Origin of the sequence: Streptomyces sp. TRM64462 (genome assembly GCF_013362995.1) — a bacterium.
In the GTDB taxonomy this organism is placed as follows: Bacteria; Actinomycetota; Actinomycetes; order Streptomycetales; family Streptomycetaceae; genus Streptomyces.
This window is the reverse complement of the sequence record NZ_JABWDV010000368.1, coordinates 1-25,075: the sequence shown is the minus strand read 5'-3', so window position 1 is coordinate 25,075 and position 25,075 is coordinate 1. Positions and strand designations below refer to the sequence as shown.

The following is a 25,075-nucleotide window of genomic DNA, read 5'->3' as shown; positions in this document are numbered from 1 at the left end:
ACCGCCCCGGGCCCCGGCCGGCCCGCGGACGGCCGTCCACGCGGCGACCGCTAACCTCTGCCTCCTCACAGCAGCGCACCGAAGCGGTACGGGAGGCCGGATGGACACGCGGGACGGGACGGGCGCGAGAGACGGGGCGCCGCGGGCGTACGACGTGGTGCTGTTCGGGGCGACCGGTTTCGTGGGCGAGCTGACCGCCCGCCACCTCGCCGCGCACGCCCCCGCCACGTGCCGGTGGGCGCTCGCCGGGCGCAGCCGGGACCGCCTGGAGCGGCTGCGCGACCGGCTCACCGCCGACCACCCGCACTGCGCCGGGCTGCCCCTGCTCGTGGCCGACTCGGGCGACCCGGAGTCCCTGCGCGAACTGGCGGGCTCCGCACGGGTCGTGGCCACGACGGTCGGCCCGTACATCTGGTACGGCGAGCCGCTGGTGGCGGCCTGCGCGGACGCGGGCACGGACTACGTGGACCTCACGGGCGAACCCGAGTTCGTGGACCTGATGTACGTACGCCATGACGCACGCGCGCGTGAGACCGGGGCGCGGCTCGTGCACGCCTGCGGCTTCGACTCCGTACCGCACGACCTGGGCGTGTACTTCACGGTGCGGCAGCTGCCGCGTGACGTGCCGCTGCGCGTCGACGGGTTCGTGCGGGCGGGCGCCCTGTTCTCCGGCGGCACCTTCGCGTCGGCGCTCACCGTGATGAGCCGCGGCCGGCAGACGCTGCGGGCGGCCCGTGAGCGGCGGCTGCACGAGCCGCGCCGCCCGGGGCGCCGGGTGCGGGCGCCGCTGTCCGCGCCACGGTTCAGCCGCGAGACGGGCGCGTGGGCGCTGCCGCTGCCGACGCTGGACCCGCGCGTCGTGCGGCGTTCGGCGGCGGCCCTGCCGCTGTACGGGCCCGACTTCCGGTACCGCCACTACGCCGCCGTACGGTCCCTGCCGGTCGCCCTCGGCGGAATGGCCGCCGTCGGGGCGGGCCTGGCCCTGGCGCAGCTGCCCGCCGCGCGGCGGGCGCTGATGGACCGGTACGAGCCGGGGCGGGGCCCCGACGCGGAGCGCAGGGCGCGCAGCTGGTTCACGGTCCGGTTCGTCGGCGAGGGCGGCGGGCGGCGCGTGCTCACGGAGGTGTCGGGCGGCGACCCGGGGTACGACGAGACGGCGAAGATGCTCGCCGAATCGGCCCTGTGCCTGGCCTTCGACGCGCTGCGGCCGGTGTCAGGGCAGGTCACGACGGCTGTCGCGATGGGCGACGCGCTCCTGGACCGGCTGCGTGCGGCGGGCATCCGGTTCCGAGTGGTGGACGCCCGCTGAGCGCGGTGCGTCCGCCTCCCGCACCCGGCCCCCGCGCGGCGCGCCGCCTCCCGCCCCCGTGCCGCCGCCCTGCCTGACCTCGGGGCGCGGCGGAGGCGTCAGTCAGGCGGTGCGTCAGCCGCGGCCGCCGCGGCCTTGAGGGCCCGGCGGCACAGCGCGTCGGCGTGGCGGGTGGTCTCCGGGAGGCGGAACCGGGGCGTGAGGGCCAGGGTGTGGGCGCAGGCGTTGTCCAGCGTGACGCGGTGCCCCACCGACACGAAGACCGGTTTGACCTCGTCACGCGTGCGGAGAGCCCGCCCCACCTCCTCCTCCCCGGCGAGCAGCGGGGCCGAGGCGCCGCGCCGCCGCCCCGGCTCCTCGTAGGTGAACGTGAACGGGTTCTTGGCGACGCCGATCACCGGCAGGCCCGTCAGGACGCCGAGGTGACTGGCCAGCCCGAAGCGCCGCGGGTGGGCCCGCCCGTACCCGTCGCAGACGACCAGGCCGGGGCCGGTGGAGAGCGCGTCCAGGGCGGCGAGCACGGCGGGTATCTCCCGGAAGGCCAGCAGGCCGGGAACGTACGGGAAGGACACGCGGCCGACCGCGGTCGCCTCCTCGACGACGTCGAGGGTGCGGGCGTCGAGGACGACGGCGGCCGCCGCGACTAGGTCGCGCTCGTCGTCGTAGGCCACGTCGACCCCGGTCACGAGGCCGTCGCCGGACGGCGGCCCCGGCTCGTCCAGGACGACGCGGCAGCGCAGGGCGTCCTGGACGGCCAGGGCCTCCTGCTCGTCGGCGGGCCAGTCGGCGGGCGCTTCGATGATCGTCATAGTGCCGCCACCCTACGACTGTGACGCAGGTCACACCCCGGCGCGTGCACGCCGTGGCCGGATTCGTCGTCCTCCCCCATAGCAAGGCGGAGCCAATGAGGGAGCAGGACTTGTCGACCGTCATCGAGCAGGCCGTGGCAGCCCGTCTCGTCGCGTCCGCGCCCTGTATGGACGTCGTGCCGGCGGTCCTGCGCTACGACTGCGGCGACCCGTTCGCCGTACGGATGGCGTTCCCCGCGCCGGCGACGCTGGAGGGCGTCGAGGTGGTGTGGGAGTTCTCGCGCGACCTGCTCGCGGCCGGGCTCGACGCGCCCGCCGGATGCGGGGACGTACGCGTCCGCCCATACGGCGGCGACCGCACGGTCCTGGAGTTCCACGCACCCGAGGGCGTCGCCATGGTCCATGTCCGCTCCTCCGACGTGCGCCGTTTCCTCCAGCGCAGCCGCCACCTGGTGCCCGCCGGGTGCGAGCACCTGTTCCTGGACCTCGACCACGACCTGGCCGAGCTGCTGCGCGACGCGCACTGAAACCCGCGGGCCGGTCGTCGGGGCCGGTCGTGCGGGCAAGGCCCTCCGGGCCAGGTCCTGCGGGCCAGGCCCTGCGGGCCGGTAATTCGGTTGCCGCTCCGCAGTGTTGCCGCCTAGCGTTCTTCCCGGCCCCTTCACCTGCCGATCGGAGTAGGACATTGCTCTTCTGAGGTCTTGAGACACCGCGCCGCACCACAGTCCGCGTCTCCGCGCTGTGCGTGCCGCCCTGTGCGACCTCGGAGCACGAGCCCGTCCTCCTGCCTCCCTCCCCCGTGCCGCGCTGTTCCGCCGCGCGGGCAGGTCGCCGTCCCGGTGTCTCACCCGTTGCCCCCGCCACCTTCTCGCGCAACCGGGAGACCCGTATGTCACACCACCCCTCTGTTTCCTCCTCCCCTTCCTCCGTCTCCGCTGCCGCCGCCTCCACCGCGCTGCGCTGCTCCGGCCTCGCCTTCTCCTGGCCGGACGGCACCCCGGTCCTGGACGGTCTCGACCTGGCGGTCGGCCCCGGAAGGACCGGGCTCATCGGCCGCAACGGCTCCGGCAAGTCGACCCTGCTGCGGCTCTTCGCCGGGGCCCTCACCCCGACCGGCGGAACCGTCGGCGCCACCGGCGAGATCGGCTACCTGCCGCAGAACGCCACCCTCGACACGGGGCTGCGGGTCGACGCGGCGCTCGGCATCGCTCGCACGCGGGCCGCCCTGCACGCCATCGAGTCGGGCGATGTGCGCGAGGAGCACTTCACGGCCGTCGGCGACGACTGGGACGTGGAGGAGCGGGCACGCGCCGCGCTCGACCAGCTCGGGCTCGGCCACATCGGCCTGGACCGGACCGTCGGCGAGATGTCGGGCGGCGAGTGCGTCCTGCTGCGGCTCGCCGCCCTCCTGCTGGCCAGGCCCGCGGTGCTGCTGCTGGACGAGCCGACGAACAACCTGGACCTGGGCGCGCGGCGCCGGCTGTACACGGCCGTCGACTCCTGGACGGGCGTCCTCCTCGTGGTCAGCCACGACCGCGCGCTGCTGGAGCGCGTCGACCGCATCGCCGAGCTGCGCGACGGTGACATCGCCTGGTACGGCGGCCCCTACTCGGTGTACGAGGAGGCCGTCGCCACCGGGCAGGAGGCGGCCGAGCGCATGGTGCGCGTCGCCGAATCCGACGTACGGCGGCAGCGCCGCGAACTCGGCGAGGCGCAGCGGAAACTGGCGAAGCGCAGGCGGTACGGGCAGAAGAGCGCCGACAACAAGGTCGTCCCCCGGGCCGTGGCCAACGAACGCCGGCGCGCCGCGCAGGTCTCGGCGGGCAAGCACCGCACCCTCCAGACCAGACGCCTGGAGCAGGCGCGTGAGCGGCTGGACGAGGCCGTGGAGGCAGTACGGGACGACGACGAGATCCGCGTCGAGCTGCCGTACACGGCGGTGCCGCCGGGCCGGGACGTACTGCTCCTGCACGACCTGACGCTACGTCACGGTCTGCGGCTGCGCGGTGGACTGGACGTACGGGGGCCCGAGCGGATCGCCCTCGTCGGGCGGAACGGGTCGGGCAAGTCGACGCTGCTGCGCACGATCGCCGGTGAGCTGGAGCCGCTCGCGGGCGAGGCGGTGACGCGGGTTCCGGTGCGGTACCTGCCGCAGCGCCTCGACGTCCTGGACGACGGGCTGAGCGTCTTCGAGAACGTGGCGCGGCAGGCGCCCGAGGCCACACCGAACCGGGTCAGGGCCCGTCTGGCGCGGTTCCTGTTCCGCGGCGCGAAGGCCGACCAGCCGGCCGGGACGCTGTCGGGCGGCGAGCGGTTCCGGGCGGCGCTGGCCGCGCTGCTGCTCGCGGAGCCCGCGCCGCAGCTGCTGATGCTGGACGAGCCGACGAACAACCTGGACATGGCGAGTGTGCGCAGTCTCACAACGGCGCTGGAGGCGTACGAGGGCGCGCTGATCGTGGCCGGTCACGATCTTCCGTTCCTCCGGTCCATCGGCATCACGCGGTGGCTGGCCTTGGACGACGGCGGGCTGCGCCCCGCGACATCCGACGAGCGGGCCGGCGAGGGAGGCGGACGACTTCACTCCACATAACGGAACGTAACCGGGCATTGCTCCGCACGGGCTTGGCGGCGCCCTTACGAGCTGCTTAACCTACGGTTTCGTAACCTACGAGCCCGTAGGTAATGATCCAGCCCCCAGGAGCCCCCGTGACCCTCACCTCTCCCCACCTCGGCAGTTCGGCGGAGTGGACCGATGCCCGGCTGCTGTACGCGTTGGAAGAGGTGGTCGAGAAGGAGCTCAACCGCCATCTGAAGGTGGTCAAGGACTGGATGCCCCACGAGTACGTACCGTGGTCGGACGGCCGGAACTTCCCGGGGCTCTTCGAGGACGGGGAGCCCTGGGACCCGGAGCAGTCGAAGGTGTCGGACGTCGGCAGGATCGCGCTGGTCGTGAACCTGCTCACGGAGGACAACCTGCCGAGCTACCACCACGAGATCGCGACCCTCTTCGGCCGGGACGGCGCCTGGGGCACCTGGGTGCACCGCTGGACCGCCGAGGAGGGCCGGCACGGCATCGTGATGCGTGACTACCTGCTCGCGTCGCGCGCCGTGGACCCGGACAAGCTGGAGCAGTTCCGGATGGCCCACATGAGTGAGGGCTTCGAGTCGGACAACCGGCACTCGATGCTGCACTCGGTGGCGTACGTGGCGTTCCAGGAGCTGGCGACGCGTATCTCGCACCGCAACACCGGCCACCAGTCGGGCGACCCGGTGTGCGACCGGATGCTGGCGCGCATCGCGACCGACGAGAACCTGCACATGGTGTTCTACCGGAACCTGCTGGGTGCGGCGTTCGAGCTCGCGCCCGACCTGACCATGCAGGCGGTCCGGGACGTCGTCGTGAACTTCCGGATGCCGGGCCACGGCATGCCGGGGTTCGAGCGCGCGGCCGCGCAGATGGCCATCGGCGAGATCTACAACCTGCGCATCCACCACGACGACGTGCTGCAGCCGGTGCTGCGCTTCCTGAAGGTCCTGGACATCGACGGGCTCGGCCCGGAGGGGCTGAAGGCGCAGGAGGAGCTGGGGCTGTACATGAACGGCCTGGACACGGAGGCGGCCAAGTTCGACGAGAAGCTCGCCGCGCGCAAGGCCCGGATGGCGGCCCGCGCCGCCCGCTGAATCCGCCCCGGGCGGGCGGGTCCGTCAGCGGCTCCCCGCGTGCCGCCGGTCGCGCCCGGACTGCCGCCGGCGCTTGAGGGCGTGCCGCTCCTGCTCGGAGAGGCCGCCCCAGACGCCGAACCGCTCGTCGTGCGCCAGCGCGTACTCCAGACAGGCTCCGCGCACCTCGCAGCCGCCGCAGAGCAGCTTGGCCTCGCGGGTCGACGACCCCGGCTCGGGGAAGAAGAGCTCGGGGCCCGTCTGGGCGCAGAGGGCGATCTCGTGCCACGCGAGTTCACGGTCGGCGGAACCGACGGCACGGACGGAACCGGTGGCACGGGCGGAATCGGTGGCACGGGCGGAATCGGTGGAAACGGCGGTGCGGTTGATCGGCATACCGGACACGCTGCCCGCCCGGGATAAACAGCCGGTCAACGAGTGATCAACGCCCGGCGGACCGGTCGCGCCCCGTCAGGATGGGCCCGCGTACGGTGACGGGGCAAGGAGTTCGCTGCGGGCGTGTCACGCGCCGGCGCCGCCGGTGCCGCCCGCGCCGCCGGTGCGCAGGACCGCGAAGCGCGCTCCGTACGGGTCGGTGAGCTTCGCGCAGCGGCCGAGCCCGGCCAGGTCCGAGGGCGCGCGCCGCACCTCGCCGCCCAGCCGCTGGGCCTCGGCCACCGCCGCGTCGACGTCGCCGACCTCGAAGTACGGCGTCCACGACGGGCCCCCGGCGGCCTCCGCCGGGTCGTCCGCGAGCGGGACCACCCCGCCGAACGCGTCGCTCATCGAGGCCTGGCCCGTGCCCGACGGCTGGAGCAGCGTGTAGGCGCCGCCACCGGGCCCGCCCGTCTCCGCCGTGTGCGCCTCCATGCCGAAGACCAGGTCGTAGAACGACAGGTCGGCCACCGGGTCCGGCGTGTACAGCTCCGTCCACGACAGCGTGTTCGGCTCGCCGACCGCGTCGAGGCCCTTGTTCTCGCCCGGCTGCCACACGCCGAAGCCGGCGCCGGTCGGGTCCGTGAACAGGGCCATCCGGCCGAGGTCCATGACGTCCATCGGGTCGAGCGCCACGCTGCCGCCGCCCTCCCGTACGGCCGTGGCGGCCCCGTCGGCGTCGGGCGTCTGGAAGTACAGCGTCCACGCGGGCGGCCCCTGGTCGGCCGGTACGGTCATGCCGCCCGCGACGGTCCTGCCGCCCTGCCGGAACATCCCGTACCCGGCCGCCTCGGGCCCGGCGTCCTGGAACGTCCAGCCGAACAGCGCACCGTAGAAGGACCGGGCCCCTTCGAGGTCGGGTGTCCCGAGGTCGACCCAGTTCGGCGCGCCGGTGACGAAACGGGTGGTGAGCATACGGACGAGCTCCTTCACGAGGTCTTCTTGGCGCGGCTCGGCTGGACGCGGGTGGGCTCACCCGGCATCTTCGGGTAGTCCGGCGGGTACGGCAGGTCGCCGAGCCCGTGGTCGCGTTCGTCGCGTTCCGCGAGCTCCAGGAGGGTCTCCAGGCCGAAGGCGTGCTCCTCGATGTCGGCGTGCACGTCGCCGTGGTCCGCGTACCGCACCGGCATGGTCGCCAGGTCGAAGTCCCGGGGGTCGACGTCGTCCAGCTCGTCCCAGCGCAGGGGCGCCGACACGGGGGCGTGCGGCTTGGGGCGGATGGAGTAGGCGGAGGCGATGGTCCGGTCGCGCGCCGTCTGGTTGTAGTCGACGAAGATCTTCTCGCCCCGTTCCTCCTTCCACCACTTGGTGGTGACCTGGCCCGGCATCCGCCGCTCCAGCTCCCGGCCGACGGCGATGGCCGCCCGGCGCACGCCGGTGAAGGTCCAGCGCGGTTCGATCGGTACGAACACGTGCAGGCCGCGCCCGCCGGACGTCTTGGGCCAGCCGCGCAGCCCGTGCTCGTCGAGCAGCGCGTGCAGCTCGTGCGCCGCGAGCACCGCCTCGGCGAAGCCGGTGCCCGGCTGGGGGTCGAGGTCGATGCGCAGCTCGTCGGGGTGGTCGGTGGCGTCGCCGCGTACGGGCCACGGGTGGAAGGTCAGCGTGCCGAGGTTCGCGGCCCATAGGACCGCTGCGACCTCGGTGGGGCGGATCTCGTCGGCGGAGCGGCCGCTGGGGAAGGCGATGTGGGCGGTCGGGATCCAGTCGGGGAGGTTCTTGGGGGCCCGCTTCTGGAAGAACGACTCGCCGTCGACGCCGTCGGGGAAGCGTTCCAGCGTCGTCGGCCGGTCGCGCAGCGCGCGGGTGATGCCTTCGCCGACGGCGAGGAAGTAGCGGGCGACGTCCAGCTTCGTGAAGCCGCGCTCCGGGAAGTACACCTTGTCCGGGTTGGACAGGCGGACGCTCCGCCCGCCGGCCTCCAGTTGCACCGCATCTGCCATAGGCGCCACGGTAAGCGGCCACGACATGGCACGCATATCGGAAAATCAGTGCATAAGGCAGAATCAACCCATGGATCTGCCGGTGATGCCGCCCGTGAAGCCGATGCTGGCCAAGAGCGTCAAGAAGATCCCGCCGGGGATGCAGTACGAGGCGAAGTGGGACGGCTTCCGGGCCATCTTGCACCGTGACGGTGACGACGTGGTGATCGGCAGCCGTACCGGGAAGCCGCTGACCCGGTACTTTCCGGAACTGGCCGACGCGCTGCGGGAGCGGCTTCCGGAACGGTGCGTCGTCGACGGGGAGATCGTGATCGTCCACGGTGGGCGTCTGGACTTCGACCGGCTCACCGAGCGCATCCATCCGGCCGATTCACGGGTCCGGACGCTGGCCGAGCGGACGCCCGCCCGGTTCATCGCCTTCGACCTGCTGGCGCTGGGCGACGAGTCGCTGCTGGACACGCCGCTGACCGAGCGGCGCACGGCGCTGGAGCGCGCCCTGTCCGGCTCGGCCGCCCCGGTGCACCTGGCACCCGCCACGACCGACACCGAGGTCGCGGAGCAGTGGTTCGAGCAGTACGAGGGCGCGGGGCTCGACGGGGTGATCGCCAAGCCCCTCGACCTGCCCTACCGGCCGGACGCCCGGCTCATGTACAAGATCAAGCACGAGCGGACCGCCGATGTCGTCGTGGCCGGCTACCGCTTCCACAAGAGCGGCCCCGTCGTCGGCTCCCTGCTGCTGGGCCTGTACGACGACAAGGGCGCCCTCCAGCACGTGGGCGTGTGTGCGGCGTTCTCGGCGCGGCGCCGCGAAGAGCTGGTCGAGGAGCTGGAGCCGCTGGTCATGGACCCGCCGACCGGCCATCCCTGGGCGTCCTGGGCGGACGCCGCAGCGCATGAGGGCGCCCGCCTCCCGGGGGCGCAGAGCCGCTGGTCCGCGAAGAAGGACCTGTCATGGGTGGCGCTGCGGCCGGAACGGGTGTGCGAGGTCGCCTACGACCACATGGAGGGCGACCGCTTCCGGCACACGGCCCAGTTCCGCCGCTGGCGTCCGGACCGTACGCCGGAGAGCTGCGGCTACGCGCAGCTGGAGGAGCCGGTCTCGTACGACCTGGACGAGGTGCTGTCGGGCTGAGCACCGCCTCACGCGCCCTGCCCCGAGCCACCGCGTCACACGCCGATCACGGTTTCCGATGCGCGCCGAAAGTTTCGGCGCGCATCGGAAACCGTGATCGGCGACCGCCCCCTTACTCGCCCCGGCGCTCCCCCTTCGGGCCGCGGCCCCGCTCGGTGCGCGGACCGCGCGAGCGCCATTCGGGACTCTCCTGGAGCTTCGCGTTCGCCTCCTCGTTGGCCCCCTTGTCGGACGCCGCGCCCTGGTCCTCGATGTTCTTCCGCGTGCGGGCGCGGTGGATGTCGTACTTCTTGCTGCCGGGCTCGGGCATGGCGATCACCTCCGCCCTCGCGGGTACCCCCGGCGCGACCGGAAACGCCGGACGGTTGCAGGACGGATACGGACCCGGGGACGAACCACCACCCGGGAGCCGTCACCATGGAGGGGTACCCAGCACCGCCGGACGCCTGCCACAAGCAGACAGCAGCAAAGGACCTCACGTGACCGTGTCGCGTCTCATCCCCGTCCCGATCCCCGACCGCGTCGCCGTACTGATCGGGTCCTGCATGCCGCTGGGCGTCCTGCAGGCGGAGGTCGACGCCGAGTGCGCGGCCCGCGAGGTCCAGCGGTTCCGTGGCCCGATGTGCGCCGAGGACCAGGCCGACCGCGAGCACGCCCTGGGGGCGCTGGCCCGTGCGAACAAGGTGCTCGCGGCGTACAACCCGGGGCTGATCCTCCGCCCGGGCGGCGGCATCCGCTGAGGCCTCCGCCCGGCTAGTCGAACGTGCCGTCCACGTAGGACCACTGACCGTCCGTCTTCTCGAAGCGGCTGCGTTCACGCAGCGCGCCGGGCTCGCCCCGGTGGGTGTAGCGGGCGGTGAAGGTGACCGTGCCGGTGGTGTGGAACAGGGTGCCGTCCGTGGTGTCGTGGATCTCCAGGCCCGTCCAGCGCGTGTCCGGGTCGAGATCCAGCGTGCGCGGGCGGGTCGCCGGGGCCCAGGTGCGGAGCAGGTACGGCTCGTCGCGCACGACGAAGGCGCTGTAGCGGGAGCGCATCAGCAGCTCGGCGGTGGGCGCGGTCGCGGCGCCCGCGTGGAAGCGGCCGCAGCACGCGGCGTACGCGGCGGGGAGCCCGCACGGGCAGGGGCTGTCCGCCCGGACGGTGACGGAGGCGGCCGGCGCGGGCTTCTGGGGACGGGGCTTGCGTCGGGACATGAAGGTCATTCTCCCCCGCGCCGCTGCGGGCACCGGATCCGGCCATTGTGCGGCGGGCGCCGCACGGTACTTCCGGGTCGTGCGGGGCCGCCCTATCCTCCTGCGCCGGACGTGACAGTTACCGCCGGTAAAGGGGTGGGCATGGACCGTACGGGTACGACGCGTCGCACATTCGTGGCGGGCGCCACCGCCGTCACCGGGGCGGGGGTCGTCGGGCCGGCCCCGGCCGCCGTGGCCGCCACCGCAACCACCGCCGCCACCGCAACCACCGCCACGGGAGCGCCGCCGCCGTCCGTGGCCGTACTCGGCGGCGGCGTCGCCGGGCTGACCGCCGCGCACGAACTGGCCGAGCGCGGATTCCGCGTCACCGTGTACGAGCGGCGGGCCCTGGGCGGCAAGGCCCGCAGCATGGACGTGCCCGGCAGTGCGCGCGGCGGGCGCCGGCCGCTGCCCGCCGAGCACGGCTTCCGGTTCATCCCCGGCATCTACCACAACCTCCCGGACACGATGCGCCGCATCCCGTTCCCCGGGAACCCGAACGGCGTCCACGACAACCTCGTCGCGCCCGGCGAGATGATGTTCGCCCGCACCGGGCGCGAGGACCTCCGCTTCCCGATCCCGTGGCCGGGCCACCGGCCCGAGCGGCTCACCCTCGACGAGCTGCGCCGCGCCCTCACCGCACTGCTCGAAACAGCGGTCAACCTGCCCCTCCACGAGACGGCGTACTTCGTCAACCGCGCCCTGGTCTTCCTCACCAGCTGCGCCGAGCGCCGCGACGGGCAGTGGGAGCACACGCCCTGGTGGGAGTTCACCCGGGCCGCCCGGATGTCGGTGGACTACCAGCGGATCCTCGCCATCGGCGTCACCCGCAACATCGTCGCCACCAAGGCCGAGGAGGCCAGCACCCGCACCGTCGGCACGCTCGGCGAGGCGTTCGTCTTCAACGCGCTGGGCCGCGGCGCCGACGGCCCGCCGGACCGGATACTCAACGCGCCCACCAACGAGGCATGGATCGACCCGTGGGTGGCGCATCTGCGCGCCCTGGGCGTGGAGTTCAAGGTCGGCTGGACGCTGCGCGAGCTGACGTACGGGGACGGGCGGATCACCGCCGCCGTCGTCGACGACCCGGGCGGCGCACGGCACGGCGTGACCGCCGACCACTACGTCTGCGCGCTGCCCGTCGAGCACGCCCGCCGGACCTGGGGGCCCGCGCTGCGGGCGGCCGACCCGCAGCTGGCGCGGTGCGACCGGCTCCGTACGGACTGGATGACGGGCATCCAGTTCTATCTGACCGAGCCGCCGCCGCTCGTGCGCGGCCACGTCAACTGCGTGGACTCGCCGTGGGCGCTGACCGCCATCGCCCAGGCGCACCACTGGACGGGGCGGGACTTCGCCGCCGACTACGGGGACGGGGCCGTCGTGGACTGCCTGTCCGTGGACATCTCGGAGTGGGACCGGCCCGGCATCCTCTACGGGAGGACCGCCAAGCAGTGCACGCGCGAGCAGGTCGCACGGGAGGTGTGGGCGCAGCTCAAGGCGGCTCTCAACGACACGGGGCACACGGCGCTGAAGGACGGCGCGCTGCACTCGTGGTTCCTGGACCCGGGCGTCGACGGGCTCGGCACACCGCACCCGACCAACGAGGACGAGCTGCTGATCCACCCGGTGGGCACGTTCCACGACCGGCCGCGGGCGGCGACCCGCGTCCCGAACCTGTTCCTCGCGGGTGACTACGTGGCCGTGGACATCGATCTGGCCACCATGGAGGGCGCCAACGCGGCGGCGCGCCAGGCGGTGAACGCGCTGCTCGACCGGGCCGGGTCGGACGCGCCGCGCTGTACGGTGCGGCCGCTGTTCCGGGCGCCGGAGATCGAGGCGCTGAAGCGGCACGATCTGTTCCGCTACCGGATGGGCCTGCCGAACGCGCTCGACCTGGGCTGAGAGAACGGGCGGCCGCCCGGCGCCGATCTTCCGCAGTAGCGTACGGGTATGAGGCTGACGATCCTGGGCGGTGGCGGGTTCCGCGTGCCGCTGGTGTACCGGGCCCTGCTGGCGGACCGCGCCGAGGGCCGGGTCACCGACGTGGTGCTGCACGATGTGGAGGCGGACCGGCTGCGGGCGATCGCCCGGGTGCTGGCCGATCAGGCGGAGGCCGTGCCGGACGCGCCGTCGCTGACCGTGACCACGGACCTCGACGAGGCGCTGCGCGGCGCGGACTTCGTGTTCTCGGCGCTCCGGGTCGGCGGCCTCGCGGGCCGGGCGGCCGACGAGCGGATCGCCCTGGCCGAGGGTGTGGTGGGTCAGGAGACGGTGGGCGCGGGCGGCATCGCGTACGGGCTGCGCACGGTCCCGGTGGCCATGGACATCGCGCGGCGTGTGGCGGCGGTCGCCCCCGACGCCTGGGTCATCAACTTCACCAACCCGGCGGGCCTGGTGACCGAGGCGATGGCGCGGGTGCTCGGCGAGCGGGTCATCGGCATCTGCGACTCGCCCGTCGGGCTCGGCCGGCGCGTGGCGCGGGTGCTGGGCGTCGACCCGGCCGACGCCTGGGTCGACTACGCGGGCCTGAACCACCTCGGCTGGCTGCAGGGGCTGCGGGTCGGCGGCCACGACCTGCTGCCGCGGCTGATGGCGGACACCGAGCTGCTGGGCTCGTTCGAGGAGGGCAGGCTGTTCGGGGCGGAGTGGCTGCGGTCCCTGGGGGCGGTGCCCAACGAGTACCTGCACTACTACTACTTCGGGCGCGAGACCGTGCGGGCGTACCGGGACGCGGTGCGGACGCGCGGCGCGTATCTGCGGGACCAGCAGGCCGGGTTCTACGAGGAGGCGGCCCGCCCCGGCGTGAAGGCACTGGACGCGTGGCTGCGCACGCTCGCCGACCGCGAGGCGACGTACATGGCGGCCAACCGTACGGCGGTCGGCGACAGCGAGGGCCGCGCCGACGAGGACCTGGAACCGGGCGGCTACGAGCAGGTGGCGCTGGCCCTGATGCGGGCCATCGCGCGCAACCAGCGGGCCACGCTGATCCTGAACGTCCGCAACGGTTCGACGCTGCCCGTCCTGGACGCGGACGCGGTGGTCGAGGTGCCGTGCCACGTCAACGCGGACGGGGCGCACCCGGTGGCCGTGTCACCGCTGCCGTACCACGCGGTGGGGCTGGTCGCGGCGGTCAAGGCGGTGGAGCGCGAGGTACTCGCGGCGGCGGAGAGCGGGTCGCGCGAGACGGCCGTGAAGGCGTTCGCGCTGCACCCGCTGGTCGACTCGGTGGCCGTGGCGCGGCGACTGCTCGACGCGTACACGGCGGAGCACCGGGAGCTGGCCTACCTGTCGCGATGACCCCGCGCCCGGCCGCCGCGAGGCCCTGACACCCGTGACGTCCCTGACGCCCCAGACATCTCTGACAGACCGTCAGGGCTTCCGGGCGACGGCGGCGTAGCCCGGGATGGGGTCGTCCCCTGCGACGGGGACGGCCTCGCCCAGCTCGGGCCGCCACTCGGCGGTCAGCGAGACACCCGGCTCGACCAGTTCCAGGCCGTCGAAGAACTTCGCGAACTCGTCGCGTGTGCGCGGCCGCAGCGTGAGTCCGCGCCCCTGGTACACGGCCCGCGCCTTCGCGGCGCCCTCCGGGTCGAAGTCGCCGGTGACCTGCGACAGCACCAGGTAGCTGCCGGGCGCCAGCTCGTCGACGAGCCGCCCCACCAGCTCGTACGCGCCGTCCTCGTCGTCGACGAAGTGCAGCAGCGCGAGCAGCGACAGCGCCACGGGCCGGCTGAAGTCCAGGACGTCCCCGGCGCGTTCCAGGATGAGCTGCGGGTCGCGGGCGTCGGCCTGGATGTACGAGGTGGCGCCCTCCGGCGTGGAGCGCAGCAGCGCCTCGGCGTGGGCGAGGACGATCGGGTCGTTGTCGCAGTACACGATCCGGGCGTCGGCGGCGACCTGCTGGGCGATCTGGTGCAGGTTGGGCTCCGTCGGGATGCCCGTGCCGATGTCCAGGTACTGGCGGACGCCGGCCTCCGAGCCGAGCCAGCGGATCGCCCGGTGCATGAAGGCCCGGTTGACGCGGGCCATGTCGCGGCCGCGGGCGTCGATGGTGAGGAGCTGGCGGGCCATCTCCTCGTCGACCGGGTAGTTGTCCTTGCCGCCCAGGAACCAGTCGTACATCCGGGCGGGATGCGGCTTGCTGGTGTCGATCACGACGGCGGGCCGCTCGTCGGGCTGTGCGGCGTGGGTACCGGTCATCTGGCGCTCCCGTGGTCTCGGGTCGGTGCGGACAGGGGTAACGGGCGGGGGTGGTGCACGGTCGGAACTCCGGTGGGCCGGCTCAGCGGGCCGGGGTGAGCAGGAAGTCGGCCTGGCCGGACTTCGCGCCTTCGATGAAGGCGGCGATCTCGCCGGGCGTATAGATCAGGGCGGGGCCGTCCGGGTCGGCGGACTGGCGTACCGCGACCCTGCCGTCGGCCAGCTTCATGGCCTCGAAGCAGTTGCCGCCGTTGCCGCCGCTCCACGGCTTGTGCCACCCCTCGGCGCCGAGGTCGGCGGCCGGCATGCCGTTGTATATGCGGTCCATTCACAGCTCCTTGCGGAAAGCCCGGAGGATGTCCTTCGTACGGTGTGCGGTGGCGGCCTGCGCCGCCATGCGGTCCATGACCTCGAGGTGGGAGGCCACCTCGGTGCGCGCGTCGAGGTAGACCGCGCCGGTCAGGTACTCGCTGTAGACCATGTCCGGAAGCTCGGGCATGGCGAACCGGAAGAGCACGAAGGGGCCGTACGTGCCGGGGTGGTGCCCCGTCGCGAACTCCGCGATCTGCAGGGTGACATGGGGCAGTTCGGCGGCTTCGAGCAGCCGGTCGACCTGCGCCCGCATGAGGGCGGGGCCGCTGCCCGGGGGGCGGCGGTGCAGCACCGTCTCGTCCATGATCACCCAGAACTTGGGCGGGTCGGGCCGGGTGAGCAGCGCCTGGCGCTCCATGCGCAGGGCGACATGGCGCTCGATGTCGTCCTGCTTGACCTGGCCGACGGCTCCGGCACGCAGGACGGCCGCCGCGTAGTCCTTCGTCTGGAGCAGTCCGGGCACGAAGTGCGGTTCGTAGGCGCGGATGAGCGCGGCCGCGCCCTCCAGGCTGACGTACATGCTGAACCAGCCGGGCAGGACGTCGTGGAAGCGCTGCCACCAGCCGGGCTTGTTGGCGTCCTCGGCGAGCTGGACGAAGCCGTCGGCCTCGTCGCCGTCGACTCCGTACGCCTGCAGGAGCAGCTGGACGTACGGGATCTTCAGCGCGACCTCCGCGGTCTCCATCCTGCGGATCGTGGCCGGGGCCACGCGGAGGACCTTCGCGGCCTCCTCCCGCTTGAGACCCGCCCCTTCCCGCAGATCCTGCAGACGTCTGCCGAGGACGACCTGCCCGACGGTGGGGGCGGACCGCGGCTCGCTCACTTCAGACCTCCCCACGCGCTGTTTTGGTCGAGTGTGCCATGGGACGGCCAGAGAGAACACAGCACTCTGAAATTTTCAGAGTGCCACTTGCCAAGTGTCCGCGACGGGAGGAAAGTATTCCGGTGAACCAGTTCGTGAACCTGTTCACGCGGCTGCTGCGCGCTGCGCCCCGGGAAGATGCGGCGTGGTGAGGCCGCGCCCCCATGTGAGGAATCGGTCGTGGCACCTGGTAATGCGCTCACACCCCAGCTCATAGCGCCGCGACCGGACGCCGCGATCTCTCGGCGGCAGCCACGACAGCAGCAGCCACGACAGCACCCGGCGCATGATCTTCGGCGGTTCGCGTTCGAGCTGCCGGCGCGGCCCGAGACGGTGGCCCGGGCGCGGCATCTGGTCACGGCACGGCTGCTGCTGTGGGGCATCGCGAGCGAGGCCAGGGACGCGGCGGAACTGGTCGTGTCGGAGCTGTTCACGAACGCCGTCGTGCACACCGCCAGCGGCTATGTGGTCTGCGAACTCCGCGACCGCGGCGAACTGCTGCGGATCGCCGTGCACGACGAGGGCCGGCCGGCGCGGGTGTCGCGACGCCCGGACGACGCCGCGGAGTGCGGCCGGGGACTGCTGATCGTCGACAGCCTGTGCAGCGCGTGGGGCGCCCATGACGCGCGGTACGGCGCCGGGCGTGTCGTGTGGGCGGAGCTGGTCCACGACGTGGCGGAACCATGCTGAGGTCGATGGTCACGCTGCTGTCGGCGACGCGGACCCCACGGGACGGGGCACTGGGCGAGGTCCAGCTTGCCCCGCCGCCGCATCTGGCCGCCACGCTGGGCTGCGACGCGGTGGGCGTGCCGGCGCGGCACGGCTCACGGCTGCTGGCCAGGCTGCCCGGCAACGGCTGCGTGTACGCGGACCCCGACTGGTGGTGGTGGCTGGTCCCGGCCGGCTCGGACGCGGATCTGCGCTGGCCGCTGCCCGCCTGCTACGCGCCCGGCGGGTACGTCCCCGACCGGCGGCCGCGGCTGATCCACCGGCCGGGCTGCACCTCGCCGTACACGCCGCCGATCCCGCTGTACCTGATGGTCTGCCAGCTCACCGGTACCGCCCCGGCGTGGACGGTCCCCGGGGTGGGCTCCCGCCTCTGACCGCGTCACGGGGCGGCGGGCGGCGTACGGGCCGTCACGGTGGCCTCGCAGCGCATCCGGCGGTCGTGGCCGACCGTGCGGGGCGGGCCGGTGAGGGTGAGCGGCACGGTGTGGCGGATGTCGGTGCTGGACGCGCCGAACCGCAGTTCGGCCGGGCCCGGCTCGACGCGGCGCGTCCCGTCGGGGCGTACGTGGGCGGTGACGTCGGCCGGGACGGTGAACCGGACGTCGGCGGCCGCGCCCGGGGCGAGCGGCACGCGCGCGTAGCCGACGAGCCGGGCGACCGGGCGGGTGTACGGGCCGGCCGGGGCGTCCAGGTAGAGCTGCACGACCTCGGTGCCGGGGCGGGTGCCGGTGTTGCGGACCGTGACGGCGACGGCCGTCTCGCCGTCCGTGCGGAGCACGGCTGGTGTGCCGCCGGCCGGGACGGGATCGGCCGGGGCGGGGGCGGCCGAGGCGGGGGCGGCCGAGGCAGGGGCGGGTTCCCAGGTGAACGTCGTGTACGACAGTCCGTGGCCGAACGGGTACAGGGGCGTCGGGTCCAGTGAGCTGGCCCCGCTGCGGTGGCCGAGCGGCGGTGCCAGGTACGTCCAGGGCTGGCCGCCCGGGTCGCGGGGCACGCTCACCGGGAGGCGGCCGGACGGTTCGACGCGGCCGGTGAGGACACCGGCGACGGCGGGGCCTCCCTCCTGGCCGGGGAAGAACGCCTGGACGACCGCCGCGAGCCGGTCGGCCCAGCGGCCCAGCGCGTAGGGGCGGCCGGTGAGGAGGACGAGCACGACGGGCGCGGGTCCCTCGACGAGGGTGTCGAGGAGGTCGCCCTGGCCGTCCGGGAGGCGCAGGTCGGGGGCGTCGCAGCCCTCGCCGGACGTGCCGCGCCCGAAGAGCCCCGAGCGGTCGCCGACGACGGCGACGCACAGGTCGGCGTCGGCGGGGTCCGTGACGAACTCGGTGCCCGGGAGCTCGGCCCGCAGGGACGCGAGGAGCGTCGGGACGGTGACGCCGAGCGGCAGCTCCGGGTGCTCGACGCCGACGTGGCGCGGGAAGCTGTAGCAGCCGAGCATGCCGGCCGGGTCGTCCGCGAGAGGACCGACCACGGCGATCCGTCCGCCTGCGGGAAGGCGGAGCGGGAGCACGCCCGCGCCGTCGGCCAGGACGACGACGGACTCCTCGGCGGCGCGGCGCGCCAGGGCGCGGAGCTCCGGCGGGTCCAGGTCGAGGGCGGGCGGGGGCGCGGGGGGTGCCCAGTCGGCGTCGAGGAGCCCGAGTTCACACTTCTGGGTGAGGACGCGCAGGGCGGCCCGGTCGATGTGCTCCTCGGGGACGGTTCCGGCGCGGACCGCGTCGCGCAGGGGCGTGCCGTAGCAGCGTACGGCGGGCAGTTCGACGTCCACGCCGGCGGCGAGGGCGAGGGCGGCGGACTCGGCGGGGGACGTGGTGACGCGGTGGGCGAGTTCGAGGAACGACACGCCGAAGTAGTCCGCGACGACCGTGCCGTCGAAGCCCCAGGTGTCGCGGAGGAGAGTGGTGAGCAGCGGGTGGTGGGCGTGGGCGGGCAGGCCGTCGATGTCGTGGTAGGCGGCCATGACGGAGCGGGCTCCGCCGTCGCGTACGGCCATTTCGAAGGGCGGCAGCACGGTGTCGGCGAGTTCGCGGGGGCCGAGGGACGCGGGGGCGTGGTTGCGGGCGCCGCGTGAGGCGGCGTAGCCGGCGAAGTGCTTGAGCGTGGCGACGACGCCGGCGGACTGGAGGCCCTGGACGTAGGCGGTGCCGAGGGTGGCGACGAGGTACGGGTCCTCCCCGATGGTCTCCTCGGTGCGGCCCCAGCGGGGGTCGCGGGTGACGTCGAGGACGGGCGCGAGTCCCTGGTGGACGCCGGCCGCGGCGAGGCTCGCGCCGATTCCGGCGGCCATGTCGTGGACGAGAGCGGGGTCGAAGGTGGCGCCCCAGGCGAGGGGCGTGGGGAAGACGGTGGCCCGCCAGGCGGTGAAGCCGGTGAGGCACTCCTCGTGGGCGACGGCGGGCACGCCGAAGCGGTTGGCGGCGGCGACGCGTTTCTGGAGGGCGGCGAGGTGGGCCGCGCCCTCGGCGGGTTCGACGGGGGCGGTGCCGAACGGGCGGGTGAGCTGCCCGAGGCCGTACGGGAGGAGCGCGTCGAGGTCGATGTCGTCGGACAGCTCGTGCTGGAGCGGGGCGACGTCGTCTCCGCCGTCCGCCGTGGAGCCGGGCCAGACGCTGTGGAGCTGGGCGATCTTCTCGTCGAGGGTCATGCGGGCCAGCAGTGCGGCCGCGCGGTCTCGGGCGGGCAGCGTCGTGTCCTGCCAGGGGTGAGCCATGGAACTCCTTGCTCCGTGTCGTTCCGGAAGAGTTCAGAAAATTCTCGGTCGGCCGGACGGAAGCTACGGCCCTCCAGAGCAGGTGTCAATGCGGCCTGTGGCACAGCGAGTTGGCGGTGAAGTGGTGGTGTGCGAGGGGTTGCCAGGCCGTGCGGGGCGTCCCTAGGGTGCGGCAGCAGCGCGTTTCCGGAGAGTTTCAGAAAACTTCCAGTGCGAGGAGCTCCTGATGGGCGACCCTGCTCTGTCCCGCCGCCGCTTCCTGGCCGCGTCGGCCGGTGCCGGTCTCGGTATGACCACGCTGGGCGCCTGCGGCGGCAGCGGGTCCGGATCCGGCACCACCGACGCCGAGGGCCGGACGGTCGTGGAGTGGTGGAACATCACGACGACGCAGCCCGCCAAGGGTGTGTGGGCCGATCTGGCCAGGGCGTTCGAGGCGAAGAACCCGTCCGTCCGCCTCAAGGTCGTGACCCTGGAGAACGAGGCGTACAAGGCGAAGCTGACGGCGCTCACCGCGTCCGGAAAGCTCCCGGACGTGTTCCACACGTGGGGCGGCGGGGTGCTGCGCCAGCAGGTCGACGCGGGGCTCGTCGGAGACCTGACGGACCGTACCGCCGCCTGGACGGGCTCGCTGCTGCCGGTGTCGACGGAGCCGTACGCCGTGCAGGGCAAGGCGTACGGGATCCCGTTCGACATCGGCATGGTGGGGTTCTGGTACAACAAGGCGCTCTTCGCGAAGGCGGGCATCGGCGCGCCGCCCGCGACCTGGTCCGGGTTCCTCGACGCGGTGCGGCGGCTGAAGACGTCCGGGGTCACGCCGCTGGCGCTGGCCGGCAAGGAGAAGTGGCCGGGCATGTACTACTGGGCGTACCTGGCGATGCGTACGGCGGGCGCGTCCGCGCTCCAGGAGGCGTCGGACAAGAAGGACTTCGGGGACGCGGCGTTCGTGGACGCGGGGCGGCGGCTCAAGGAACTGGTCGCCCTGGAGCCGTTCCAGCGGGGCTTCCTGGGCGCGGGCTACTCGACGCCCGGCGGGCAGGCGGCGACCGTCGGCAACGGCAAGGCGGCCATGGAGCTGATGGGCCAGTGGGCGCCGTCCGTGCAGAACGACGCGGGCCAGGGGCTGGGCGGTGACCTGGGGTTCTTCCCGTTCCCCGAGGTTGAGGGCGGGCGGGGCGCCCGTACGGAGGTGTTCGGCGGGGGCGGCGGGCACGCCGTCCGGGCGGGTGCGCCGCAAGCGGCCCTGGACTTCCTGGAGTTCTTCACTTCGGCGGACTCGCACCGCAGGCTCGTAGCCGAGACGGGCGTGGTGCCGGTCGTGAAGGAGGCGGCGGACGCGCTCAAGGACGCGAACCTGAAGGCCGTGTCGCAGGCGCTGTCCGGCGCGACGGGTTTCCAGCTGTACCTGGACCAGGCGTACGCGCCGGCCGTCGGGCAGCAGGTCAACGACAGTGTGGCCGAGCTGATCGCGGGCGAGGCCACGCCCGAGCAGGTCACGGAGGCGGTCACGCGGGTCGCGAGAGAGCAGTAGGCCGCGATGACCTCGATACCGACACCCGTCGACGCGCGGACGCGGCGCGCGGGCCGGCGGCGGCGGTCGGCGGTGCGCTGGCTGACCGCCGTCTCGTTCCAGCTGCCCGCCCTGGTCCTGTTCGGGCTTCTGGTGCTGCTGCCGATACTTTTCGCGCTGTACACGTCGGTGTTCCGGTGGGGCGGCTTCGGCCGGCCGTCGGACTACGTCGGCACCGACAATTTCGTGCGGTTGTTCCAGGACCCGGTGTTCCTAGGGGACTTGTGGCGGTGCCTGGTCCTGGTGGTGCTGTCGCTCGCGGTGCAGCTGCCGTTCGCGCTGGCGATGGCGGTGCTCCTGAACCAGCGGCTGCGCGGCCGCGCCGTCTACCGGATGCTGTTCTTCGCGCCGTACGTGCTGTCCGAGGTGATCACCGGTGTGCTGTTCTCGATGATCTTCGCGCCGGGTGACGGGCTCGCGGACGCGCTGCTCGGCGCGGTCGGTCTGGAGGGCCTGGGCGGCGGCTGGTTCTCCGACCGGTCCACGGTCCTCGCCACCCTGTTCCTGGTGATGGTGTGGAAGTACTTCGGCTTCCACATGATGCTGTACCTGGCGGCGCTGCAGTCCGTGCCGGCGGAGCTGACGGAGGCGGCGCTGATCGACGGGGCGGGGCCGTGGCAGCGGTTCCGCCGCATCACGCTGCCGCTGCTGGGGCCGACGCTGCGGATCAGTGTGTTCCTGTCCGTGATCGGCTCCATCCAGCTGTTCGACCTGGTGTGGGTGACGACGGCGGGCGGCCCCGTGCACGCGTCCGAGACGATGGCCGTGACGATGTTCCAGTACGGCTTCAAGCGCTACCAGGTGGGCTACGCCTCCGCGATCAGTGTCGTGATGTTCGCGATCAGCCTGGTCTTCGCCGTCGCCTACCAGCGTTTCGTGCTGCGCCGGGACCTGGCGGGGGCCACGACGACGATGAGGGGTGGTGGCGGGCGATGAGGCGCGGACGGTCCGGGGCGGCGCGGGCGCTGTCGCTGCACGTGGTGCTGGTGGCGGTCGGTGCGGTGATGGCCGTGCCGCTGCTGTACGCGGTGCTGTCCGGGTTCAAGTCGACGGACCAGCTGTCCCGCAACCCGGTGGGGCTTCCGTCGCCGTGGGTGGCGGAGAACTACGGCGGGGTGCTGGGCTCGTCGGGTTTCTGGCGGCTGGTCGCCAACAGCACGCTGATCGCGGCCGGTTCGACGGTGGTCGTGGTGGCGGTGTCGGCGCTGGCGGCGTTCTCCTTCGCGCGGTTCGCGTTCCGTGGGCGTGAGGTGCTGTTCACGCTGTTCACGATGGGGCTGATGTTCCCGTTCGCGGTGGCGGTGCTGCCGCTGTTCCTGCTGCTGCGGTCGATGGGGCTGCTGGACAACCCGCTGGGGGTGATCCTGCCGCAGGCGGCGTTCGGGCTGCCCATGACGATCGTGATCCTGCGCGGTTTCTTCCGGGCGATCCCCGGTGAGCTGGAGGAGGCGGCGACGCTCGACGGGTGCGGGCCCTTCGGGTTCTTCTGGCGGATCCTGCTGCCGATGGCGCGGCCGGCGCTGGGCACGGTGTCGGTGCTGGCGGTGGTCGGCAGCTGGAACAACTTCTTCCTGCCCCTGCTGGTGTTCAGCGACCCAGGCTGGTGGACGCTGCCCGTCGGCGTCCAGCAGTTCCAGGGGCAGTACGCCGCCGACACCGCGCGGGTCTGCGCCTATCTGGTGCTGGCGATGGTGCCGGCCCTGGCGTTCTACTCGGTGGCGGAGCGCCAGCTCGTGGGCGGTATCACGGCCGGCGCCACCAAGGGCTGACGCTCACGCGCCGCCGCCCGCGCCCTGGCGCGTCAGAGCGGCCCGAGCGGTCCCGTGACCTGCGTCTTTCCGGGCGGTGCGGGTGCGGCGGTGCTGGCACGGACGACGAGTTCCGTCGCCAGTTCCACGCGTGGCGCGTCCAGTTCCTCCTCGCCGGCGAGCCTCAGCACCGTACGGACCGCGGTCTTGCCCATTTCGACGAGCGGCTGGCGGACGGTGGTCAGCGGCGGCGACGACCAGCGGACTTCCGGAAGGTCGTCGAAACCGACGACGCTCATGTCCTCGGGGACGCGCAGGCCGCGCAGACGCAGCGCCTCGATGGCGCCCAGGGCCATCTGGTCGCTGGCCGCGAACACGGCGGTCGGCGGGTCTTCGAGGTCCATGAGGGTGTTGCAGCCGGTGAATCCGGACGCGTGGTAGAAGTCGCCGGGCACGACGAGGTTTTCGTCGACGGTGACGCCGGCGCTCTCCAGGGCGGCGCGGTAGCCGTCGAGGCGGGCACGGGAGCACAGCAGCCGGGGCGGTCCGGCGACGAAGCCGATCCTGCGGTGGCCGAGGTGCAGCAGGTGCTCGGTGGCGGCGAGGCCGCCCGCCCAGTTGGTGGCGCCGACGGTGGGCGCGTCGAGGGCGGGTGACCCGGCCGGGTCGACGACGACGAGGGGCACGCCGAGGCGGCGCAGTTCCTCGTGGAGCACGGGTTCGAGCACGGACGTGACGAGGATGACGCCGCCGGACGCGCGGGCCCGGAGGTTGCGCATCCACTGGCGGGCGTCGCCGCTGCGGCCGTGGATGGCGGAGACGACGGTGCCCATGCCGGCCGCGTGCGCGACCTCCTCGACGCCCCGGATGACCTCGACGGCCCAGGGGCTGTCGAGGTCGTTGAAGACGAGGTCGAGGAGGGCGGCGCGGTCGCCGGGCGCGGTCGCGCGGCGGCGGTAGCCGTGGGTCCGCAGCAGGTCCTCCACCCGGGCGCGGGTGGAGGGTGACACGTCGGACCTTCCGTTGACGACCCGGGAGACGGTCGGTACGGACACCCCCGCCTCCCGGGCGATGTCCGTGATGGTGACCTTTCCCTTCGCGGCCCCGGCCGCCTTGTTCTCTGCCAATTCCCCCACCTCCGTTGACGGTTGACCCGCGCGCCTCTACCGTTCCGGACGCACTCTCGAAACTTTGCAGCAGTCTTCCGGAAAACCGGAAGGGACCGGAAGTCATCATGAGAGGGACGTCCATGAAGCTCCAGAGCTTACGCAGAGCCGTGTTCGGTATGTCGGCCGCAGCGCTGCTCACGGTCGGCGCGGCCGCCCCGGGCCATGCCGCCGCCGAGGCGGCCGACCCCATCCTGAAGGACCTGGCGGCGGCACAGGGCATCTACTACGGCACGGCCGTGACCGCGTCCAAGCTGACGGGCACGTACGCCGCCGTGACCGCCGGGCAGTTCGACTCAATCACGCCGGGCAACGAGATGAAGTGGGGTTCGGTCGAGCCGGTACGGGGCGACTTCCGCTGGTCCGGTGCGGACGCCGTGGTGGACTTCGCCGAGGCCAACGGCCAGAAGGTGCGCGGCCACACGCTCGTCTGGCACAGCCAGCTGCCGTCCTGGGTGGAGAACGGATCCTGGACGGCCGGGAGCCTGCGCACGGTCATGACCGACCACATCGCCACCGAGGCCGGCCGCTACAAGGGCCGGATCGACCACTGGGACGTCGTCAACGAGGCGTTCAACGAGGACGGCACGCGCCGCCAGTCGGTGTTCCAGCGGACCATCGGCGACGGCTACATCGCGGACGCGTTCCGCGCCGCCCGCGCCGCAGACCCGGCGGCGAAGCTGTACCTCAACGACTACAACGTCGAGGGGATCAACGCGAAGAGCAACGGCATGTACGACCTGGTCAGGCAGCTCAAGGCACAGGGCGTGCCGATCGACGGCGTCGGCCTCCAGGCCCATCTGATCGTCGGTCAGGTGCCGTCTACGCTCCAGGCGAACATCCAGCGCTTCGCGGACCTCGGCGTGGACGTGGCGATCACGGAACTCGACATCCGGATGCCCGTCCCGGCGACGGAGCAGCGGCTGCGACAGCAGAAGGCCGACTACAAGGCGGTCACGCAGGCGTGCGTCGCGGTGTCCCGCTGCGCGGGCGTCACCGTGTGGGGGTTCACGGACTCCGACTCGTGGATCCCGGATTTCTTCCCCGGCGAGGGCGCCGCCACCCCGTACGACGAGAACTACCGGCCCAAGCCGGCGTACTACGGCATCGCGGAGGCGCTCGGCTGGAGCGGCGACACCGGCCCCGGGCCGGGGCCCGGGCCGGGGCCCGGGCCGGTGAGCGGCTGCGCGGTGACGTACGCCG

At 73.1% G+C, this 25,075-nt stretch carries 25 protein-coding genes; 14 read left to right on the top strand and 11 right to left on the bottom strand.

Features of this window, described 5'->3' with window-relative positions:
- Window positions 1–100 precede the first annotated feature (100 nt).
- Complete coding sequence (locus HTZ82_RS20435) at window positions 101–1,309, top strand: trans-acting enoyl reductase family protein (protein WP_175410878.1); 1,209 nt, start codon at window positions 101–103, stop codon at window positions 1,307–1,309.
- Window positions 1,310–1,407: 98 nt separating this feature from the next.
- Here the strand turns inward: HTZ82_RS20435 and HTZ82_RS20430 are convergent, their stop codons facing one another.
- Window positions 1,408–2,118, bottom strand: a complete 711-nt coding sequence (locus HTZ82_RS20430; RefSeq protein ID WP_175410877.1) for an endonuclease V — start codon at window positions 2,116–2,118, stop codon at window positions 1,408–1,410.
- Window positions 2,119–2,228: 110 nt separating this feature from the next.
- Between HTZ82_RS20430 and HTZ82_RS20425 the strand changes: the two genes are divergently transcribed.
- The 3 genes from HTZ82_RS20425 (at window position 2,229) to HTZ82_RS20415 (ending at window position 5,799) form a co-directional block, all read left to right on the top strand.
- Entirely contained in the window at window positions 2,229–2,645 is a 417-nt protein-coding gene (locus HTZ82_RS20425; RefSeq protein WP_175410892.1) for an SsgA family sporulation/cell division regulator, read from the top strand.
- A 362-nt stretch (window positions 2,646–3,007) separates the two neighbouring features.
- Window positions 3,008–4,708, top strand: a complete 1,701-nt coding sequence (locus HTZ82_RS20420) for an ABC-F family ATP-binding cassette domain-containing protein (protein WP_175410876.1) — start codon at window positions 3,008–3,010, stop codon at window positions 4,706–4,708.
- Window positions 4,709–4,824: 116 nt separating this feature from the next.
- The gene (locus HTZ82_RS20415; protein ID WP_175410875.1) at window positions 4,825–5,799 is read left to right on the top strand and encodes an acyl-ACP desaturase; all 975 of its coding nucleotides are present in this window, start codon (window positions 4,825–4,827) and stop codon (window positions 5,797–5,799) included.
- Between the two features lie 24 nt (window positions 5,800–5,823).
- Here HTZ82_RS20415 and HTZ82_RS20410 read toward each other — a convergent pair whose 3' ends face one another.
- The 3 genes from HTZ82_RS20410 to ligD all read right to left on the bottom strand — a co-directional run bounded on the left by HTZ82_RS20410 (window position 5,824) and on the right by ligD (window position 8,153).
- Complete coding sequence (locus HTZ82_RS20410; protein WP_309235591.1) at window positions 5,824–6,057, bottom strand: WhiB family transcriptional regulator; 234 nt, start codon at window positions 6,055–6,057, stop codon at window positions 5,824–5,826.
- A gap of 243 nt (window positions 6,058–6,300) precedes the next feature.
- On the bottom strand, window positions 6,301–7,128 hold the full coding sequence (locus HTZ82_RS20405) for a VOC family protein (protein ID WP_175410873.1): 828 nt from the start codon (window positions 7,126–7,128) through the stop codon (window positions 6,301–6,303).
- 14 nt (window positions 7,129–7,142) lie between these two features.
- A complete protein-coding gene (gene ligD / locus HTZ82_RS20400) occupies window positions 7,143–8,153 on the bottom strand; it encodes a non-homologous end-joining DNA ligase (protein WP_175410872.1) in 1,011 nt (336 codons plus the stop codon).
- Between the two features lie 70 nt (window positions 8,154–8,223).
- Between ligD and HTZ82_RS20395 the strand changes: the two genes are divergently transcribed.
- Window positions 8,224–9,285, top strand: coding sequence for an ATP-dependent DNA ligase (locus HTZ82_RS20395; protein ID WP_175410871.1), 1,062 nt, complete (start codon window positions 8,224–8,226; stop codon window positions 9,283–9,285).
- 112 nt (window positions 9,286–9,397) lie between these two features.
- Here the strand turns inward: HTZ82_RS20395 and HTZ82_RS20390 are convergent, their stop codons facing one another.
- The gene (locus tag HTZ82_RS20390) at window positions 9,398–9,595 is read right to left on the bottom strand and encodes a hypothetical protein (RefSeq protein WP_175410870.1); all 198 of its coding nucleotides are present in this window, start codon (window positions 9,593–9,595) and stop codon (window positions 9,398–9,400) included.
- 169 nt (window positions 9,596–9,764) lie between these two features.
- On the opposite strand from HTZ82_RS20390, the gene HTZ82_RS20385 reads away from it, so the two are divergent.
- The gene (locus tag HTZ82_RS20385) at window positions 9,765–10,025 is read left to right on the top strand and encodes a hypothetical protein (protein ID WP_175410869.1); all 261 of its coding nucleotides are present in this window, start codon (window positions 9,765–9,767) and stop codon (window positions 10,023–10,025) included.
- Window positions 10,026–10,038: 13 nt separating this feature from the next.
- On the opposite strand, the gene HTZ82_RS20380 is transcribed toward HTZ82_RS20385, so the two are convergent.
- A complete protein-coding gene (locus tag HTZ82_RS20380) occupies window positions 10,039–10,479 on the bottom strand; it encodes a YchJ family protein (protein WP_175410868.1) in 441 nt (146 codons plus the stop codon).
- A gap of 141 nt (window positions 10,480–10,620) precedes the next feature.
- Between HTZ82_RS20380 and HTZ82_RS20375 the strand changes: the two genes are divergently transcribed.
- Together HTZ82_RS20375 and HTZ82_RS20370 are read left to right on the top strand one after the other, a co-directional pair.
- The gene (locus HTZ82_RS20375; RefSeq protein ID WP_175410867.1) at window positions 10,621–12,420 is read left to right on the top strand and encodes an FAD-dependent oxidoreductase; all 1,800 of its coding nucleotides are present in this window, start codon (window positions 10,621–10,623) and stop codon (window positions 12,418–12,420) included.
- Between the two features lie 48 nt (window positions 12,421–12,468).
- Window positions 12,469–13,815: a 6-phospho-beta-glucosidase gene (locus HTZ82_RS20370; protein ID WP_175410866.1), complete on the top strand. Its 1,347-nt coding sequence runs from the start codon at window positions 12,469–12,471 to the stop codon at window positions 13,813–13,815.
- A gap of 72 nt (window positions 13,816–13,887) precedes the next feature.
- Here HTZ82_RS20370 and HTZ82_RS20365 read toward each other — a convergent pair whose 3' ends face one another.
- The 3 genes from HTZ82_RS20365 to HTZ82_RS20355 form a co-directional block, all read right to left on the bottom strand.
- A complete protein-coding gene (locus HTZ82_RS20365) occupies window positions 13,888–14,718 on the bottom strand; it encodes an SAM-dependent methyltransferase (RefSeq protein WP_175410865.1) in 831 nt (276 codons plus the stop codon).
- An 82-nt stretch (window positions 14,719–14,800) separates the two neighbouring features.
- On the bottom strand, window positions 14,801–15,046 hold the full coding sequence (locus HTZ82_RS20360) for a DUF397 domain-containing protein (RefSeq protein WP_175410864.1): 246 nt from the start codon (window positions 15,044–15,046) through the stop codon (window positions 14,801–14,803).
- Entirely contained in the window at window positions 15,047–15,913 is an 867-nt protein-coding gene (locus tag HTZ82_RS20355) for a helix-turn-helix transcriptional regulator (protein WP_175410863.1), read from the bottom strand.
- A 219-nt stretch (window positions 15,914–16,132) separates the two neighbouring features.
- Between HTZ82_RS20355 and HTZ82_RS20350 the strand changes: the two genes are divergently transcribed.
- Window positions 16,133–16,642: an ATP-binding protein gene (locus HTZ82_RS20350; protein ID WP_375540839.1), complete on the top strand. Its 510-nt coding sequence runs from the start codon at window positions 16,133–16,135 to the stop codon at window positions 16,640–16,642.
- Window positions 16,636–17,055: a hypothetical protein gene (locus HTZ82_RS20345; protein WP_175410861.1), complete on the top strand. Its 420-nt coding sequence runs from the start codon at window positions 16,636–16,638 to the stop codon at window positions 17,053–17,055. The genes HTZ82_RS20350 and HTZ82_RS20345 overlap by 7 nt, the downstream gene beginning before the upstream one ends.
- A 5-nt stretch (window positions 17,056–17,060) precedes the next feature.
- On the opposite strand, the gene HTZ82_RS20340 is transcribed toward HTZ82_RS20345, so the two are convergent.
- Window positions 17,061–19,391 (bottom strand): glycoside hydrolase family 3 N-terminal domain-containing protein, encoded by a 2,331-nt coding sequence (locus HTZ82_RS20340; protein WP_175410860.1) that lies wholly within the window; start codon window positions 19,389–19,391, stop codon window positions 17,061–17,063.
- A gap of 226 nt (window positions 19,392–19,617) precedes the next feature.
- On the opposite strand from HTZ82_RS20340, the gene HTZ82_RS20335 reads away from it, so the two are divergent.
- From HTZ82_RS20335 to HTZ82_RS20325, 3 genes are read left to right on the top strand one after another with little or no spacing between them, the layout of a single operon-like run.
- Window positions 19,618–20,919: an extracellular solute-binding protein gene (locus HTZ82_RS20335; RefSeq protein ID WP_175410859.1), complete on the top strand. Its 1,302-nt coding sequence runs from the start codon at window positions 19,618–19,620 to the stop codon at window positions 20,917–20,919.
- Between the two features lie 6 nt (window positions 20,920–20,925).
- Entirely contained in the window at window positions 20,926–21,894 is a 969-nt protein-coding gene (locus HTZ82_RS20330; RefSeq protein ID WP_175410858.1) for a carbohydrate ABC transporter permease, read from the top strand.
- A complete protein-coding gene (locus HTZ82_RS20325) occupies window positions 21,891–22,727 on the top strand; it encodes a carbohydrate ABC transporter permease (protein ID WP_175410857.1) in 837 nt (278 codons plus the stop codon). The genes HTZ82_RS20330 and HTZ82_RS20325 overlap by 4 nt, the downstream gene beginning before the upstream one ends.
- Window positions 22,728–22,759: 32 nt before the next feature.
- On the opposite strand, the gene HTZ82_RS20320 is transcribed toward HTZ82_RS20325, so the two are convergent.
- Entirely contained in the window at window positions 22,760–23,833 is a 1,074-nt protein-coding gene (locus tag HTZ82_RS20320; protein ID WP_217624379.1) for a LacI family DNA-binding transcriptional regulator, read from the bottom strand.
- A 122-nt stretch (window positions 23,834–23,955) separates the two neighbouring features.
- Between HTZ82_RS20320 and HTZ82_RS20315 the strand changes: the two genes are divergently transcribed.
- Window positions 23,956–25,075: endo-1,4-beta-xylanase (locus tag HTZ82_RS20315; RefSeq protein ID WP_254711999.1), on the top strand; the 1,120-nt coding region annotated here is incomplete at its 3' end.

What these genes read in the sequence shown, in the direction of transcription:
- HTZ82_RS20435 (WP_175410878.1), top strand. Translation starts at nt 101, where the DNA reads ATGGACACGCGGGACGGGACGGGCGCGAGAGACGGGGCGCCGCGGGCG.
- HTZ82_RS20430 (WP_175410877.1), bottom strand. Translation starts at nt 2,118, where the DNA reads ATGACGATCATCGAAGCGCCCGCCGACTGGCCCGCCGACGAGCAGGAG.
- HTZ82_RS20420 (WP_175410876.1), top strand. Translation starts at nt 3,008, where the DNA reads ATGTCACACCACCCCTCTGTTTCCTCCTCCCCTTCCTCCGTCTCCGCT.
- HTZ82_RS20405 (WP_175410873.1), bottom strand. Translation starts at nt 7,128, where the DNA reads ATGCTCACCACCCGTTTCGTCACCGGCGCGCCGAACTGGGTCGACCTC.
- ligD (WP_175410872.1), bottom strand. Translation starts at nt 8,153, where the DNA reads ATGGCAGATGCGGTGCAACTGGAGGCCGGCGGGCGGAGCGTCCGCCTG.
- HTZ82_RS20395 (WP_175410871.1), top strand. Translation starts at nt 8,224, where the DNA reads ATGGATCTGCCGGTGATGCCGCCCGTGAAGCCGATGCTGGCCAAGAGC.
- HTZ82_RS20390 (WP_175410870.1), bottom strand. Translation starts at nt 9,595, where the DNA reads ATGCCCGAGCCCGGCAGCAAGAAGTACGACATCCACCGCGCCCGCACG.
- HTZ82_RS20380 (WP_175410868.1), bottom strand. Translation starts at nt 10,479, where the DNA reads ATGTCCCGACGCAAGCCCCGTCCCCAGAAGCCCGCGCCGGCCGCCTCC.
- HTZ82_RS20375 (WP_175410867.1), top strand. Translation starts at nt 10,621, where the DNA reads ATGGACCGTACGGGTACGACGCGTCGCACATTCGTGGCGGGCGCCACC.
- HTZ82_RS20370 (WP_175410866.1), top strand. Translation starts at nt 12,469, where the DNA reads ATGAGGCTGACGATCCTGGGCGGTGGCGGGTTCCGCGTGCCGCTGGTG.
- HTZ82_RS20365 (WP_175410865.1), bottom strand. Translation starts at nt 14,718, where the DNA reads ATGACCGGTACCCACGCCGCACAGCCCGACGAGCGGCCCGCCGTCGTG.
- HTZ82_RS20360 (WP_175410864.1), bottom strand. Translation starts at nt 15,046, where the DNA reads ATGGACCGCATATACAACGGCATGCCGGCCGCCGACCTCGGCGCCGAG.
- HTZ82_RS20345 (WP_175410861.1), top strand. Translation starts at nt 16,636, where the DNA reads ATGCTGAGGTCGATGGTCACGCTGCTGTCGGCGACGCGGACCCCACGG.
- HTZ82_RS20340 (WP_175410860.1), bottom strand. Translation starts at nt 19,391, where the DNA reads ATGGCTCACCCCTGGCAGGACACGACGCTGCCCGCCCGAGACCGCGCG.
- HTZ82_RS20335 (WP_175410859.1), top strand. Translation starts at nt 19,618, where the DNA reads ATGGGCGACCCTGCTCTGTCCCGCCGCCGCTTCCTGGCCGCGTCGGCC.
- HTZ82_RS20330 (WP_175410858.1), top strand. Translation starts at nt 20,926, where the DNA reads ATGACCTCGATACCGACACCCGTCGACGCGCGGACGCGGCGCGCGGGC.
- HTZ82_RS20325 (WP_175410857.1), top strand. Translation starts at nt 21,891, where the DNA reads ATGAGGCGCGGACGGTCCGGGGCGGCGCGGGCGCTGTCGCTGCACGTG.